The following is a 13778-nucleotide window of genomic DNA, read 5'->3' as shown; positions in this document are numbered from 1 at the left end:
CCTGCGCGTGCTGGTCACCGGCGCCAATGGCTTCCTGGGGCAACTGCTGGTCAAGCGCCTGCTGGCGGCGGGCAGCCTGCGCGGGCAGGCCATCGGCACCTTGCTGTTGCTGGACATGAACCTGGAGGGCATCGCTGCGGATCCGCGCCTGCGCCTGCACCCCGGCAGTGTCACTGACCCGGCGCTGCTGCGGCGGGTGCTGGCCGATGGCATCGACGTGGTGTTCCACCTGGTGAGCATCGCCGGGGGCGCCGCCGAGCGCCAATACGAGCTGGGCTACGAGGTGAACCTGCAAGCCAGCCTGGAATTGTTGCAGCAACTGCGCAACCGCGCGCGGCCGCCGGTGCTGGTGTTCGCCAGCAGCGTGGCGGTGTACGGCGCGGACCTGCCGCCGCGGCTGGACGAGCAGGCGCCCGCGCAACCGCAGCTGTCCTACGGCGCGCACAAGCGCATGGTCGAGATTGCCCTGAGCGACCTGGCCCGCCGTGGCGAGGTGGACGGCCGCGCGCTGCGCCTGCCCGGCATCGTCGCCCGGCCCCAGGCGGGCCAGGGCCTGCGCTCGGCGTTCATGAGCGAGCTGATGCGCTGCGTGGCGGCCGGCCAGCCGTACCAATGCCCGGTGTCGGCGGCGGCCACGGCCTGGTGGATGTCGGCGCGCTGCTGCGTCAACAACCTGCTGCGCGCCGCCGAGCTGCCGCTGGCCCATGACGCGCCGCGGGTGTGGCAGCTGCCGGTGCTGCACCTGTCCATCGGCCAGGTGGTGGATGCCCTGGCCGAACGCTTCGGCGAGGCCAGCCGCGCGCTGGTCAGCTACCACCCGGACGCACAGCTGGAGGCCCAGTTCGGCCGCCAGCCACCGCTTAAAACCCCACAGGCGCGGGCCCTGGGCCTGCGCCATGACGGCAGCGCCACCGCCCTGGTGCGCAACGCCCTGGAACTGACCCCTGCGGTGCGCCGCCCCGCACAAGGAAGCCCTTGCCATGAAGCCTGAACGCCGCCTGATCGACCTGTCCGTGACCCTGGAGAACAACCCTTACACCGACCCGCCGCCGTTGCTGCCGCGCATCGAGTACACCGACCACCAGCAGGGCTGGCCGGAAATGGCCGCGATGTTCCCGGGGCTGACGCTTGAGGACATGCCCGGCCAGGAGGCCTGGGCCGCCGAGCGCCTGTTCATCACCACCCACAGCGGCACGCACATGGACGCGCCCTGGCACTACGCCTCCACCACCGACGGCGGCAAGCCGGCGTGGGGCATTGACGACCTGCCGCTGGAATGGTGCCTGCGGCCGGGGGTGAAGCTGGACTTTCGCGGTTTTGCTGACGGCCACGTGATCACCGCCGCCGAGGTCGAGGCCGAGCTGGCGCGCATCGGCCATGTGCTGCAACCGCTGGACATCGTGCTGGTGAACACCCGCGCCGGCAGCCTGTTCGGCCAGCCCGGCTACCTGGACGCCGGCGTGGGCATGGGCCGCGAGGCCACCCTGTACCTGCTGGACCGCGGCGTGCGCGTGGTGGGCACCGATGCCTGGAGCTGGGACGCGCCGTTCAAGTACACCCGCGAGCGCTTCGCCGCCACCGGCGATGCGGCGCTGATCTGGGAAGGGCACAAGGCGGGCCGCGACATCGGCTACGGGCAGATGGAAAAGCTGGCGAACCTTGAGCAGCTGCCGGCCAGCGGCTTCGAGGTGTCGTGCTTCCCCTACAAGATCAAACACGCTTCGGCCGGTTTCGTCCGCGCCGTGGCCATTATCACTGACTGAGTATTTCCCATGACTGAACTCGTACTGTTCAACGCCGGCGTGTCCACCTGCAGCCAGCGCGTGCGCTTCGTGCTGGCGGAGAAGGGCCTGGCCTACACCGACCAGCGCCTGCGCCTGGACCAGGGCCAGCACCTGACCCCCGAATACCTGGCCATCAACCCCAACGGCCTGCTGCCAGCGCTGACCCATGACGGCCAGGTGGTGGTGGACTCCAGCGTGATCAACGAATACCTCGACGAGGTGTTCCCCGCGCCGCGGCTGGTGCCCGCCAAACCGCTGCAGCGGGCGCACATGCGCGCCTGGGTGCAGTACCTGGACGAGGTGATGACCCCGGCCATTCGCTACCCCTCGTTCCAGCAGTTCTTCGGCGGTGGCTTGCGCAACATGAGCGCCGAGCAGCGCCAGGGGTTTGCCAACCGCCTGCCGCTGCGCAAGCATTTTGCCCTGGAAGTGGGGCCTGACGGTTTTGCCCAGGAGAAGCTGGACGCCGCCATGGAGCGTATCGTGCAGTCCCTGGACCGCATGGAACAGGCGCTGGCCGACACGCCGTGGATCGCCCATGAACAGCTGACCCTGGCCGACATTGCCATGATGCCAAGCATCGTGCGCCTGGAGGACCTGGGCCTGGCCCGCCTGTGGGACCAGCGCCCCAACGTCGCCCAGTGGTACGCCCGCCTGCAGGACCGCCCGGCCTTCGCCGCCGCCTACGGCCCCGGCACCCGCCTGGGCGTGGGCGCCAACTGAGGCGGCCTGCGGTCGCTGCTACGACGCTCCCACAAAGACAGGTGCTGCTACAGGAATCGCGTAGCGTTTAACCACGTTGTCCGCATCGCGACTATAGTCGGCTCCTACGCCGTGCGTGGTAGGAGCCGGCCTTGGCCGCGATGCAGACAAATCGATCGGCAGGTTGCGCGCGTCCCTGTAGCAGCTGCCGAAGGCGGCGTCCTTGGTCTACACCTGCCCAGCGCGAAGGGCGCTGGTGCGCGACAGGGCGGCCCAGTCCAGGTGGCCTTCGCCGTGGACCAGCGCTTCGATATAACGTCGAGAAGACTGCTGAGGAATACTACATGCAGGTTGCTATAGAGGCCTTCCTAGACACTGATGATATGGTGGGTGAAAACCTATGGGCACAGGAAGATAACGATAACCTACGTTTGCAGTATCAATAAGGGGCGTCAATGTTTGATGGATTGGGATGGTGCACTGTAGTTGCTATGTCTAACCCTATGCCTATGTCTAGTACAGCGTTGACTGTCAGCATTGCAGCAACACTAGTGGCATTTGCGGGGTTTGTCGTCGCCTACTTTCAGATGAAAATAGCGAGTGCCAAGGTAAAGCTGGATTTGTACAATAGGCGGTGGGGTATTTACTTGGCTGCGCTCGACTACTATCAATCGGCCTACGACAAGACTGAAGAGAGTATGGAGGTTAAGGCGATGGGTTTCATAAAGGCCTTCAGGGAATCCGTTTTCCTATTTGATTCCAAGGATGGGATAACAAAGACTTTAGAGAAAATCAAAGACAAAGGGGCGATAGTCCTAGCTAGAAGACAGGCGGCTGAAGACAAAAACTGGCCCATGAGTTATGACAAAAAGGCTATGAGTATTCTGACTGAAAAGAGCGCCGACGCTCTTACGGGGTTTGAAGCTGATCTACTATCCCTAGAGCAGCAGATGGCAAAATACATCAACTTCAGGGCAGTTGAAGGCTGGGCGTTCATGAGCAGGTGTAAGGTCAAGTCTGCGTAGCAGAACAGGCACGAATATATCACTTCTAGCCAAAAAATATGTGTTGTATAAATGTAATCATGCCCACAGGCATACTGGAGTGGCACCGGGTAGTGGCACCTCTGGTTTGTCATCTATTTTCCAATGTCCACACTGTGTCGATATCATTGGTCTTCATCCAGTTTTTGATTTTTAATGTCTCATATAAATCGGCTCGTTGTTAGCCGTAATGCACGGCGTACCTGTCAAGTTGGGGCTGAATGGTGGCTTTTCAGTAACATCATTGCGTTCTCAGCATGGTACAGTCTGCCTACGATCAATCTGGACACCTACATGGACGATGAAGGTCACGAAGTAGAAGCCCTTGAGCGGTTTGTCGCCCGAGCAGAGCGCATCGTCTCCAGTGCGTTCTGGGGCTGGCTAACCCGGAAGAGGGGGCAGGCGGACATGGCCCGCATTATCGGGGGAGACTGGCTTGCTCACGATGGCCTCAACATTGATGAGTTCGAGGCTTTCTGCCTGAATCTCCGTTTACTTATCCAAGGTAGGGATGGCATCTCAATCCAGCAGATCGCGGCGATAGCTGATGGTTGGGCGCCTGAATACGACGACCTTAAGGCTGAGATCGCAGAAGCTCGGGCAAAGCTGAAGAAAAACCTTGCTGCTAACTGTCTGGTGAATATCAAAGATGGGACCGATAAGACTACTAACGCCGAGGTGTTCGATGTGGTGTTCTACGGCCGCATGGTGCATGAGGATAGGGTGAAGCGTAAGGAGTTTGATCGACTGGCGAAAGCTGGGCTCTTCTCGTTCTTCCTCTTCCAAGCCTTCACTGGAATTCTACTCCACTACCGTAACTGCACTCTCCGTGTGGGCTGGGCTTCTGAGCAGTGGCTTAGACGTGAAGGCCACATCCAGCCATAAACATGACTCAACAAAGCCCCACCTGTTCTATTTTCTGCTCGGCAGCGGGGCGAACGCGTGAGTATTTGCTAGTAGGCGTCATCATGTGTCACTCTGATTCCACCCCAAACAAAGCTCAAAGGAAATCGCATTGTTAGCCGGAAACCTAACCCTAATTGAACGCGTAAAGGATTCTAGTGCTCGCTGGAATCCTTTGAGGAAGGTTGATACGTTAGGTCAGTTTGATTTCAATACTGGCGTTGTCATGCTTGACTCTTTACTGATCCAGGATGTCCAAGGGGTCTCGCTTCCTGAGCTAGACTCAAATCAGCCTATTGATATGGAGTCCTTCCAAAAGTTAAGCAAGGTGCTGCCGCTCGCTGTTCATGAGTACACTCATTTTGTCGAGGCTACTTCCACTGTTTGGGGGTTGAGGCATCTAAAAATGTTGGATAAGGCGTACAGTTGCGATTTTGCAGATGAGTCAAAGTTTCATGTTGTGCGGACTTATTATACGCACCTCAGGCGTTTGAAGTTCCCAGATTACTACACCGCAGTGCCAAATTTGTATGACGCTACAAGGCCTTGGCAATGGCGGCCCTCGGCCGGTCGTGAATTTAGGCATGACGGTAAGCCCAGCGAACGCCCGATAATTTTCATAAGGTTTTCTAACACTGCCGGGCAGCTGGTAGCGAGGTCACCAATATCTTTGATTTCGCTTCTCGAAACTAGTGCCATGTCCGCTGAGATTGAAGCCAACCTTGCTTTGATTGCCCGGATCCAGGACGAGGGCGAGCGGACGGTTCAGGCAGCCATCTATGAGGATGAGCTGTTCAGCTACCTATATGATGTCACTTTAACTGAGTACTCTGTGTGTGCACATTTGGTTGCGAATCGCTTCAACATGCCAAATGCAAGAGTCTCATTTTTGGCGTCATCCGTGATAGCGCGAACAGTCTTGAATTCAAGCAAGGATGTATACAGTGTTGTGCTCAAAAATTTCAACGTTTATTTGGCTAGGGTCGGTCTTAGTGGTAGCGATCAAGAGTCTAAGATGCTTCGCAGATCGCTTGCGAACTCTGATCCTGGAGCTTTGTTTTATATCATCTGTTTGCAAATGGATAGGGGGGCTCTGAGTAGTCTCCCTGCATTCGCAAGCGGGTTAGTGGTGGCTATGCGTCAGCTAGGTGTCAAATTCGAATTTTATATTGAGACGGCTTTAAGGGAGGCCGGCGGCTTGCATGCTGACCTCATTGGGAGTTCGCTTAATTCGGTTGTGGAGTTTGCTGCTGCAGGGTTTGAGAACCTCGCATGTATGCTAGGCGCCTACGGGATGTTGAAGTTGAGTGACATGAATCTACCACCGGTTCTTCTTGGTGACGACTCCGAGTGGAGGCTCCATGATGCTACAGCTAACCGGCTTCGTGGTTTTGGGGTTCCTGACTCTTATTTCGAATTGGTTGAAGGTCAAATAAAAATGGAGGCATTTGGTGATGCCTGCCTTTAGATGTAGATAGTCAGCCACTGACGACCCAGTGATTGACAGATAATGGGTTACCTTTTGTATAAGGATGATTGTGAAGATGAGTATCGTAGAGCAAGTCCATACGGTGGTTTGGGGTGACTTAGAGCAAGATAGCGACTTTCCCGCACAGCGCCCTCTGCTAGCTCACTACACTTCTGTTGCTGTGCTAGACATGATGATGGGTAATGACGAAATTTGGTTCTCTAATCCACTCTACATGAATGATTTGGAAGAGTTGCGTTTTGGCATGATTCAGGGAGCAAGCGCTTTCAGAAACAGTCCTGAGCTACGGGCTGCATTTACTGATGAAGGCCTTTATGAAAGCTTAGTGAGGCATTTCGATCATTTCTTCTTTGAGTTCGATGCCAAGCACGCATTTGATACGTATGTCATGTGCTTGGCAAGGCACGATACTGAGAATAACGATGGTCTTTTGTCCATGTGGAGAGGCTATGGTGCTGGAGGAAGTGGTGTGGCCATTGTGTTTGATACTGCAAAAATCAATGCCGCCGATAATTCTCCATTGATAATTGGAGCTGTGAGATATGCATCGACTCAAGCGCGGTTGAAGTGGATTAGAGACAAGCTGGCTGAGATTGCTAACCTCATACGCGGAATCACGCCTTCAGACGAAGAGCTTTCTCATATTGCATATCACTGGATTGAGCGTTTGAAAGTTTTCTCACTCTTCACGAAGCATGAAGGTTTTCATGAAGAGCGGGAGTGGCGGATTGTGTACATGAGCGAGCGGGACACAGAGAGTAAGCTCAAGGAAATGCATGGATACGCTGTCACCCCGCGTGGGGTGGAGCCAAAGCTCAAGTTTAAGGTGAGGCCGCTTGAGGGAATGTTTGATGAACAACTTTCCCTAGAGGGTATTGTTGACAGGATCATACTTGGTCCAACCACCTCTACAGCCATAGCCGCAAACTCGGTAAAGCGACTGCTGCAACAAAAAGGCAAACCGAGTTTGGCTGAGAAAATTGTGCCCTCCACGATTCCATTTAGACTGTAACTGCTAGTATCGGAGGGCAGGGTGATGCCTGGGATTTTCACATGGACGAATTGTTTGGCTGGCAACCTTCGGAATAGCAGGTGTCGGTTTCCAGGCTCGACACCCCGGAGCAGGCGCCCAGCAACAGCGCGCCGGCGATGACCAGCAGTGTGCAGACGGTCGATTTCATGTTCGATTCCTTTGACAGTGCACCCAGGGAAGCAACCTCCCCATGCTAGGCGCTGGCGATGAAGAACGGATGAAAATCCGCCGCCCGGACAGCGTTCGTTCAGCCAGCGAGCAACGAATTAAACTTGCCGACAGGCAGCATCAAGCGTGGCTTGGCGCAGCCGACATCAGTCTCATTACAAGACCGATTTCCCACCCCCTGCGAGCCCCCTTGATGACCAGCCTTTCTGCGGATGACCGCGCCCAGGTATTGCAGGACGCAACCGTACAATTCTGGCGACATATCATTGCCATTGTCTGGATAGCCTTCGGTATCCACATCGTGCTGTTCGCGCTGTTCGTGGCCCTGCGCATCCCGGCGCTGTGGGCCGCCAACGCGGTGAGCGTGCTGATGTACGTGGGCTGCCTGTTCGCCATTCGCCACCAGCGCTACCACCTGGCCGGGCTGTTGTTCAGCGTGGAGATCATTGCCCACGCCATCATCGCCACCTCCATGCTGGGCTGGGACAGCAACTTCCACTTCTACCTGTTCTGCCCGATTCCGATCATCGCCTTCTGCTTCCAGACCGCGCCCTGGCGGCGCCTGGGCCTGAGCCTGGCGATTGCGGTGGTGGCGGTGGGCGGCTATGCGCTGCGCCACCTGATCACGGTGGCGCCAGGTATCAGCGACGAGATGATCGACGTGTTCGGGATTATCAACGCCCTGACGGCCACGGCGTTGCTGATGTATGCCACGGCCTTGTCGGTGCGCTTTACCCTGTCGATGCAGCTGCACCTGTTCCACACCGCCCACCGCGACAGCCTCACAAGCCTGTACACCCGCCGCCGGGTGCTGCAGCGGCTGCGGCAGATGGGCCCGGCGCGCCAGGAACAGCCCACGGCGATCGTGCTGCTGGACGTGGACCACTTCAAACTGTTCAACGACCAGCACGGCCACGACCTGGGCGACCTGGTGCTGCAACGGGTGGCCGACAGCATTGCCGGCTGCGTGCGCGCGACCGACATTGCCGCGCGCTGGGGTGGTGAGGAGTTCCTGGTGCTGATGCCCAACACCGCGCTGGCCGAAGCCCAGCAGGTGGCGGACCGGGTGCTGGCGCACATACGCGCGCAGGCGGGCTTGATAGAGGGCAGGGCGTTGGTGGTGACGGCCACGCTGGCGGTGACGGTGATTGCCCCGGACGAGGCGTTTCGCGATGCGCTGAACCGCGCGGACCAGCTGTTGTACCAGGGCAAGCAGGCGGGGCGGGACCGGGTGATGTTGGCGGGGTGAGGTGAGTGGGACGCGGCCTGCGGCCGCTGCTACGGGGGTAGCAGCGGCCGCAGGCCGCGTCAGGGAACGATCACTTCAACGGCGGGGTGCGCGGCGGGATCTGCCGCAGGTTGCCGGTGGCCTCGAACGCCGCCGCCAGTTGCAGCAGGCTCGAGTCGTCATAGGCACGGCCAGCGAAGGTCAGGCCCGCGGGCATGCCGATGTCGGCCATCACGCCCATGGGCACGGTGACGGTGGGCACGCCCAGGTGGCGGATGGCGAGGTTGCCGTTGGCCACCCACACGCCGTTGCTCCAGGCGATGTCCGCCGAGGCCGGGTTGACGTCGGCGTCCGCCGGGCCCACGTCGGCCACGGTGGGGAACAGCACGGCGTCGAGCTTGAGGCGGTCCATCCAGTCTTCCAGGTCCAGCCGGCGGGTCTGCTCCAGGCCGCGCAGGCCATCGGGCAGGGTGCTGATCTGGTCCCAAGGGGTGATGCCGCGCTCGGCCATGCGCACGTACTCGTCCATGCCAGCCGCCAGGTCGCCCTCGCGGTTAGGCAGGGTGCCCGGGTCGTGGGGGAAGATCTGCGGGCCGTCGACGTCCACCAGGCGGTTGAGCTGCGGGTCGCCGTTGGCCTGCAGGAAGTCGTCGAACGCCCAGGCGCTCAGGTCCCACAGTTCATGGTGCATGAACTCCTTGGACACCAGGCCGCGGTTGAACACCGTTGGCGCGCCCGGGCGGTCGCCCTCGCAGTTGGACACCAGCGGGAAGTCCACCTCGACCACCTCGGCGCCGGCGGCTTCCAGGGCCTTGCGTGCTTGCTGCCACAGCTCGATGACGCTGTCACGGGTGTTGATACGCTGGCCGGTCGGGCCGCCGATGCCCGGGGCTTCGGCGGTGCCGGCTTCGTCGTCGGCATTGATGTACATGCGCGGCACGCCCAGGCGCTTGCCGGCCAGGGCGGTGCTGCCGGCGGCCAGTTCCAGGTAGGAGGCCGGGCGCACCGAGGCGACGCTGGGGATCGGCACCCAGGGTTGCAGGCGCCACAGGTCGCCGCGGGTGTCCGGGTCTTCGGCCACCACCACGTCCAGCACTTCCAGCAGGTCGGCCATGGTGCGCGCGTAAGGCACCACCACGTCCATGGTCGGCGTCAGCGGCCAGTTGCCGCGCACCGAGATCACCCCGCGCGACGGCGTGTAGGCGCACAGGCCGTTGTTGGAAGCAGGGCCACGGCCGCTGGACCAGGTTTCTTCGGCCAGGCCGAACGCCGAGTAGCTGGCAGCGGTGGCGGTGCCGGCACCGTTGGACGAGCCCGAGGCGAACGGCGCGGTGAGGTAGTTGGCGTTGTAGGGGCTTTCGGCACGGCCGTAGACGCCGCGCTGCATGCCACCGTTGGCCATGGGCGGCATGTTGGTCTTGCCCAGGCAGATGGCGCCGCCGGCGCGCAGGCGCTCGATGGTGAAGGCGTCGCGCTGGGCCACCAGCTTGGCGAATGCCGGGCTGCCGGAGGCGGCCGTCAGGCCCTTGACCAGGTAGCTGTCCTTGGCGGTGTAGGGGATGCCATCCAGCGGGCCCAGGGTTTCACCACGGGCGCGACGGGCGTCGGAGGCACGGGCTTCTTCCAGCGCCTGGGGGTTGCGCGCCACCACCGCGTTGAGCGCGGTGGCCGTGGCCGGGCCGTCGTAGGCGTCGATGCGCGCCAGGTAGGCCTGCACCAGTTCCACGGCAGTGGTCTGGCCTGATTCAAGCGCAGCACGCAGCTGGGCAATGGAAACTTCGGTGACCTCGATCATGCTGCTACCGCCAATGGCTGAAGGTAAATAGAGAGGGAAATGGGGTGACTGTAACCTGGCGCGCCAGGGGTATCACTTCTCGTCGTGGAGGTGTTCATAGGGTTCTCGTTGCGTCGCCTCAGGGGACGGTGCTGAATTTACCCTGTGAGCATTATATTGAACAGTGCGAAAAACATTCTTCACAGCGAAATTCGCCCGCACACCACTTCCGGGAGGGCATTTGACACCTCCCAAAACACGTCATACGATGTCCTACAAATCCATCGTGCCGCTGTCGACTGGGTTCAATAAAAACAAAAAGGAAGCCACAGCATGACTATCGATATCGGGCCCGCTCCCCCGGGCCGCGCCGTTCCCCCGCAAGCCGCCGCCGTCCCCCGCACCCTCACCAGCCGCTACCGCTGGACCATCTGCGCCCTGTTGTTCGTGGCCATCGGCATCAACTACATCGACCGCCAGATGATCGGCATCCTCAAGCCCACCCTGGCCGCCGAATTGAAGTGGTCGGAGAGCGACTACGCCTCCATCGTGTTCTGGTTCCAGTGCGCCTATGCCATCGGCTTCCTGACGTTCGGGCGGGTGATCGACAAGGTCGGCGTGCGCATCGGCTACGCCCTGGCCTTCACCCTGTGGACCATCGCCAGCGTCTGCCACGGCCTGGTGAACGGCGTGACGCAGTTCGCCATGGCGCGCTTTGCCCTGGGCTTCGGCGAGTCGGGCAGCTTCCCGGCCAGCCTCAAGGCCGTGTCGGAATGGTTCCCGCAGAAGGAGCGGGCCCAGGCCACCGGTATCTTCAACGCCGGCACCGCCTTCGGGCCCATCGTCACGCCACTGCTGGTGCCAGCCATCACCCTGGCCTGGGGCTGGCGCGCGGCGTTCATTTCCATTGGCATCGTCACCGCCCTGTGGCTGATCGCCTGGCTGCTGATGTACCGCAGCCCGCAGGAACACAAGCGGGTCAGCGCCTCGGAGCTTGAGTACATTCAATCCGACACCGACCCGTCGCTGCCGGTGGACGCCACTCCTGCCAAGTTCTCCTGGTTCAAGCTGCTGACCTTCCGCGAAACCTGGGCGTACGCCGCCGGCAAGTTCCTCACCGACCCGATCTGGTGGCTGTACCTGTTCTGGCTGCCGGACTTCCTCGGCAAGACCTACGGCCTGGACCTGAAGTCCTTCGGCCCACCGCTGATTGCCGTGTACCTGTTGGCTGACGTGGGTTCGGTGCTGGGTGGCTGGGGCTCGTCGCGGCAGCTGAAGAACGGCCGCGGCGCCAACGCCGCGCGCAAGACCACCATGCTGATCTGCGCCCTGGCGGTCATCCCCATCGTCACCGCACAGTTCGTCTCCAACCTGTGGCTGGTGGTGGCCATCATCGGCCTGGCGGCGGCCGCGCACCAGGCCTGGTCGGCCAACCTGATGACCCTGCCATCCGACCTGTTCCCCAAACAGGCCGTGGCCTCGGTGATCGGCATCGGCGGCACCGCCGGCGCCATGGGCGGCATGCTGATGACCACCTACAACGGCTATATCCTTGACGTGTTCAAGTCCTACCAGCCGATCTTCATCGTGGCGGGCAGCGCGTATTTGGTGGCGATCGTGGTGATTCATGTGCTGACGCCACGGCTGAAGCCGGTGGCGGCGGAGCGGTTGCTGAAGCTTTGATGGGTTTGCATCAAATACAATGCGTTTTGTAGATTAAGGCAGATATGCATTGTATTTGATGCAATTTGTTAGGCTGTGAGGCTTCGGCGCATGCCTGTTTTCCACTCATCCAGCATGGCAGTGCCAATCGCCTCGAAATGCCCATGTTCCGCCAAATAAAGCTGCATCTCATCCATTGCCTGCTCCATTCCTTGGTTCATCTCGAAAATCGGCGCTACCCTCCGTTCCCATTTATAGCTTTCCAGACGGGCAGGTATGGGCAAGGAACCCGACTGGCTCGTACCGGTGCCGGGGGTATAGGCGATTACCGAGTGCTCACCGTTTCGGCAACACCGTTCACCTTCGCGATGTGCCAGTACATTCACATGCAACACGGCATTGCTTTCAGTCATGGAAGCCGCCTTGCTTGAGGTCGTCCAAGGTAGGACGGCCGCCTCGTTTCGGGACGGCAAGCAGTTCATAACCAAAACCAGCGAGCAAAGCTTCTACCTTGCGCAGGCCGATCTCGGTAAGGGTGCCATTTTCCAGGCCGGAAATGGTGGAGCGGCTCATACCGTATTTCCGCCCCAGGGTTTCCTGCGTGAGGCCGCTGGCTTTGCGCAATTGCTTGAGGACTTCGCCGATGCTATCCATGGTCCACCTGCATCATATACCCGCCTACCACAACGGCGGCGGTGCGCTCACGGCCTGGCCAATCACTTCGATGGCACGTTCTACGTCGGCTTCGCTGGTGTAGCGGCCCAGGCTCAGGCGTACGCTGCGCAGGGCTTGCTCGGGGCTCAGGCCCAGGGCCAGCAACACGTGGGAGGGGCCGGCGCTGGCGGAGTTGCAGGCGGAGGTTGAGGACAGCGCCAGGTCGTTGGCCAGACGGGCGCTGTTGAAGCCGGGCACGTCGATGCACAGGTTCAGGGTGTGGGGAATGCGTTGGCGTGGACAGCCGTTGAGGCTGACGCCTGGCAGTTGCAGCAGGCCGTCGCGCAGGCGCGCCGAGAGGGCCTGGATGCGTTGCTGTTCTTCTTCCAGGTGGGCGCTGGCCAAGGCGTAGGCGCTGCCCATGCCGACGATCTGGTGGGTGGCCAGGGTGCCCGAGCGCAGGCCCTGTTCATGGCCGCCGCCGTGAATCTGCGCGCGCAGGGCAGGGCGGGCGCGTTCGCCCACGTACAGGGCGCCGATGCCCTTGGGGCCGTAGCTTTTGTGCGCCGAGATGGACAGCAGGTCCACCGGCCATTGGTTGAGGTCGATGGCCACCTTGCCGGTGCCCTGGGCGGCGTCCACGTGCATCAGCGCGCCGTGGTCGCGGACGAGCTGGCCGATGGCGGCGACGTCGGTGAGCGTGCCCAATTCGTTGTTCACCAGCATCAGCGAGACCAGCAGGGTGTCGTCGCGCAAGGCGGCGCGCACCGCTTCGGGCTGGATCAGGCCCTGGGCGTCGGGCTGCAGGCGGGTGATCTCGAAGCCCTGCTGTTCCAGTTCATTGGCGGTGTCGAGGATGGCCTTGTGTTCCAGCACGCTGGTGATGATGTGCCGGTGCGTGGGGCTGGCCGCGGCGGCCACGCCCTTGAGCGCCAGGTTGTTGGATTCGGTCGCGCCGCTGGTCCAGACCAGGCTGTCGGCAGGTGCGCCGATCAATTCGCCCACCTGGCGGCGGGCCGACTCCACGGCCAGTTTGGCGCGCTGGCCGAAGGCATGGGAGCTGGAGGCCGGGTTGCCGAAATTGCCGGCCTGGCCCAGGCACTCGACCATGGCGGCGATCACGCGGTCGTCGACGGGGGTGGTGGCGGCGTAGTCGAAATACAACGGGGTGCTGGGCATGGGGCGTCCCTTTCTTCCTGCGGGTCAGTGATGGAGAAAGCTTACCCGCAGGAAGGGGGAAAATTATTGATTTATGCGCGTCAATATTGCCTGTGCGTAGAATATTTTTCGCTGTTTGGCTGGGTTGTTGGAATAAGGCTGCGGACGCGGCCTTGCGGC

The 13778-nt window shown here is 60.9% G+C and carries 14 protein-coding genes; 9 read left to right on the top strand and 5 right to left on the bottom strand.

Annotation, left to right across the window (positions count from 1 at the left end; translation table 11 throughout):
* Window position 1: 1 nt before the first annotated feature.
* The 7 genes from RAM80_RS01620 to RAM80_RS01590 all read left to right on the top strand — a co-directional run bounded on the left by RAM80_RS01620 (window position 2) and on the right by RAM80_RS01590 (window position 6933).
* Window positions 2-991 carry an NAD-dependent epimerase/dehydratase family protein gene (locus tag RAM80_RS01620; protein ID WP_416427395.1) on the top strand — a complete coding sequence of 330 codons (990 nt, stop codon included), beginning with the start codon at window positions 2-4 and terminating at the stop codon, window positions 989-991.
* Window positions 981-1763 (top strand): cyclase family protein, encoded by a 783-nt coding sequence (locus tag RAM80_RS01615; RefSeq protein WP_416424488.1) that lies wholly within the window; start codon window positions 981-983, stop codon window positions 1761-1763. The genes RAM80_RS01620 and RAM80_RS01615 overlap by 11 nt, the downstream gene beginning before the upstream one ends.
* A gap of 9 nt (window positions 1764-1772) precedes the next feature.
* The gene (locus RAM80_RS01610) at window positions 1773-2507 is read left to right on the top strand and encodes a glutathione S-transferase family protein (protein ID WP_416424487.1); all 735 of its coding nucleotides are present in this window, start codon (window positions 1773-1775) and stop codon (window positions 2505-2507) included.
* Between the two features lie 434 nt (window positions 2508-2941).
* Window positions 2942-3511, top strand: a complete 570-nt coding sequence (locus RAM80_RS01605) for a hypothetical protein (protein WP_416424486.1) — start codon at window positions 2942-2944, stop codon at window positions 3509-3511.
* 312 nt (window positions 3512-3823) lie between these two features.
* A complete protein-coding gene (locus RAM80_RS01600; RefSeq protein ID WP_416424485.1) occupies window positions 3824-4414 on the top strand; it encodes a hypothetical protein in 591 nt (196 codons plus the stop codon).
* A 130-nt stretch (window positions 4415-4544) separates the two neighbouring features.
* Entirely contained in the window at window positions 4545-5900 is a 1356-nt protein-coding gene (locus RAM80_RS01595) for a hypothetical protein (RefSeq protein WP_416424484.1), read from the top strand.
* Between the two features lie 76 nt (window positions 5901-5976).
* Window positions 5977-6933 (top strand): DUF2971 domain-containing protein, encoded by a 957-nt coding sequence (locus RAM80_RS01590; protein ID WP_416424483.1) that lies wholly within the window; start codon window positions 5977-5979, stop codon window positions 6931-6933.
* A 37-nt stretch (window positions 6934-6970) separates the two neighbouring features.
* Here the strand turns inward: RAM80_RS01590 and RAM80_RS01585 are convergent, their stop codons facing one another.
* Window positions 6971-7102 carry a hypothetical protein gene (locus RAM80_RS01585; protein ID WP_416424482.1) on the bottom strand — a complete coding sequence of 44 codons (132 nt, stop codon included), beginning with the start codon at window positions 7100-7102 and terminating at the stop codon, window positions 6971-6973.
* A 213-nt stretch (window positions 7103-7315) separates the two neighbouring features.
* On the opposite strand from RAM80_RS01585, the gene RAM80_RS01580 reads away from it, so the two are divergent.
* Window positions 7316-8371: a diguanylate cyclase gene (locus RAM80_RS01580; RefSeq protein ID WP_416424481.1), complete on the top strand. Its 1056-nt coding sequence runs from the start codon at window positions 7316-7318 to the stop codon at window positions 8369-8371.
* A 70-nt stretch (window positions 8372-8441) separates the two neighbouring features.
* Here the strand turns inward: RAM80_RS01580 and RAM80_RS01575 are convergent, their stop codons facing one another.
* Window positions 8442-10145 carry an amidase gene (locus RAM80_RS01575; protein ID WP_416424480.1) on the bottom strand — a complete coding sequence of 568 codons (1704 nt, stop codon included), beginning with the start codon at window positions 10143-10145 and terminating at the stop codon, window positions 8442-8444.
* A gap of 312 nt (window positions 10146-10457) precedes the next feature.
* Here RAM80_RS01575 and RAM80_RS01570 point away from each other — a divergent pair, with 312 nt between their 5' ends.
* Entirely contained in the window at window positions 10458-11807 is a 1350-nt protein-coding gene (locus tag RAM80_RS01570; RefSeq protein ID WP_416424479.1) for an MFS transporter, read from the top strand.
* 68 nt (window positions 11808-11875) lie between these two features.
* Here RAM80_RS01570 and RAM80_RS01565 read toward each other — a convergent pair whose 3' ends face one another.
* From RAM80_RS01565 to RAM80_RS01555, 3 genes are read right to left on the bottom strand one after another with little or no spacing between them, the layout of a single operon-like run.
* A complete protein-coding gene (locus tag RAM80_RS01565; RefSeq protein ID WP_416424478.1) occupies window positions 11876-12199 on the bottom strand; it encodes a hypothetical protein in 324 nt (107 codons plus the stop codon).
* Window positions 12192-12440 (bottom strand): helix-turn-helix domain-containing protein, encoded by a 249-nt coding sequence (locus RAM80_RS01560; RefSeq protein ID WP_416424477.1) that lies wholly within the window; start codon window positions 12438-12440, stop codon window positions 12192-12194. The genes RAM80_RS01565 and RAM80_RS01560 overlap by 8 nt, the downstream gene beginning before the upstream one ends.
* A 24-nt stretch (window positions 12441-12464) precedes the next feature.
* Window positions 12465-13619: a cysteine desulfurase family protein gene (locus RAM80_RS01555; RefSeq protein WP_416424476.1), complete on the bottom strand. Its 1155-nt coding sequence runs from the start codon at window positions 13617-13619 to the stop codon at window positions 12465-12467.
* Window positions 13620-13778: the final 159 nt, after the last annotated feature.

This window comes from Pseudomonas sp. App30 (assembly GCF_047947025.1).
Taxonomy (GTDB): Bacteria; Pseudomonadota; Gammaproteobacteria; order Pseudomonadales; family Pseudomonadaceae; genus Aquipseudomonas.
This window is presented reverse-complemented; position numbering and strand designations above follow the sequence as displayed.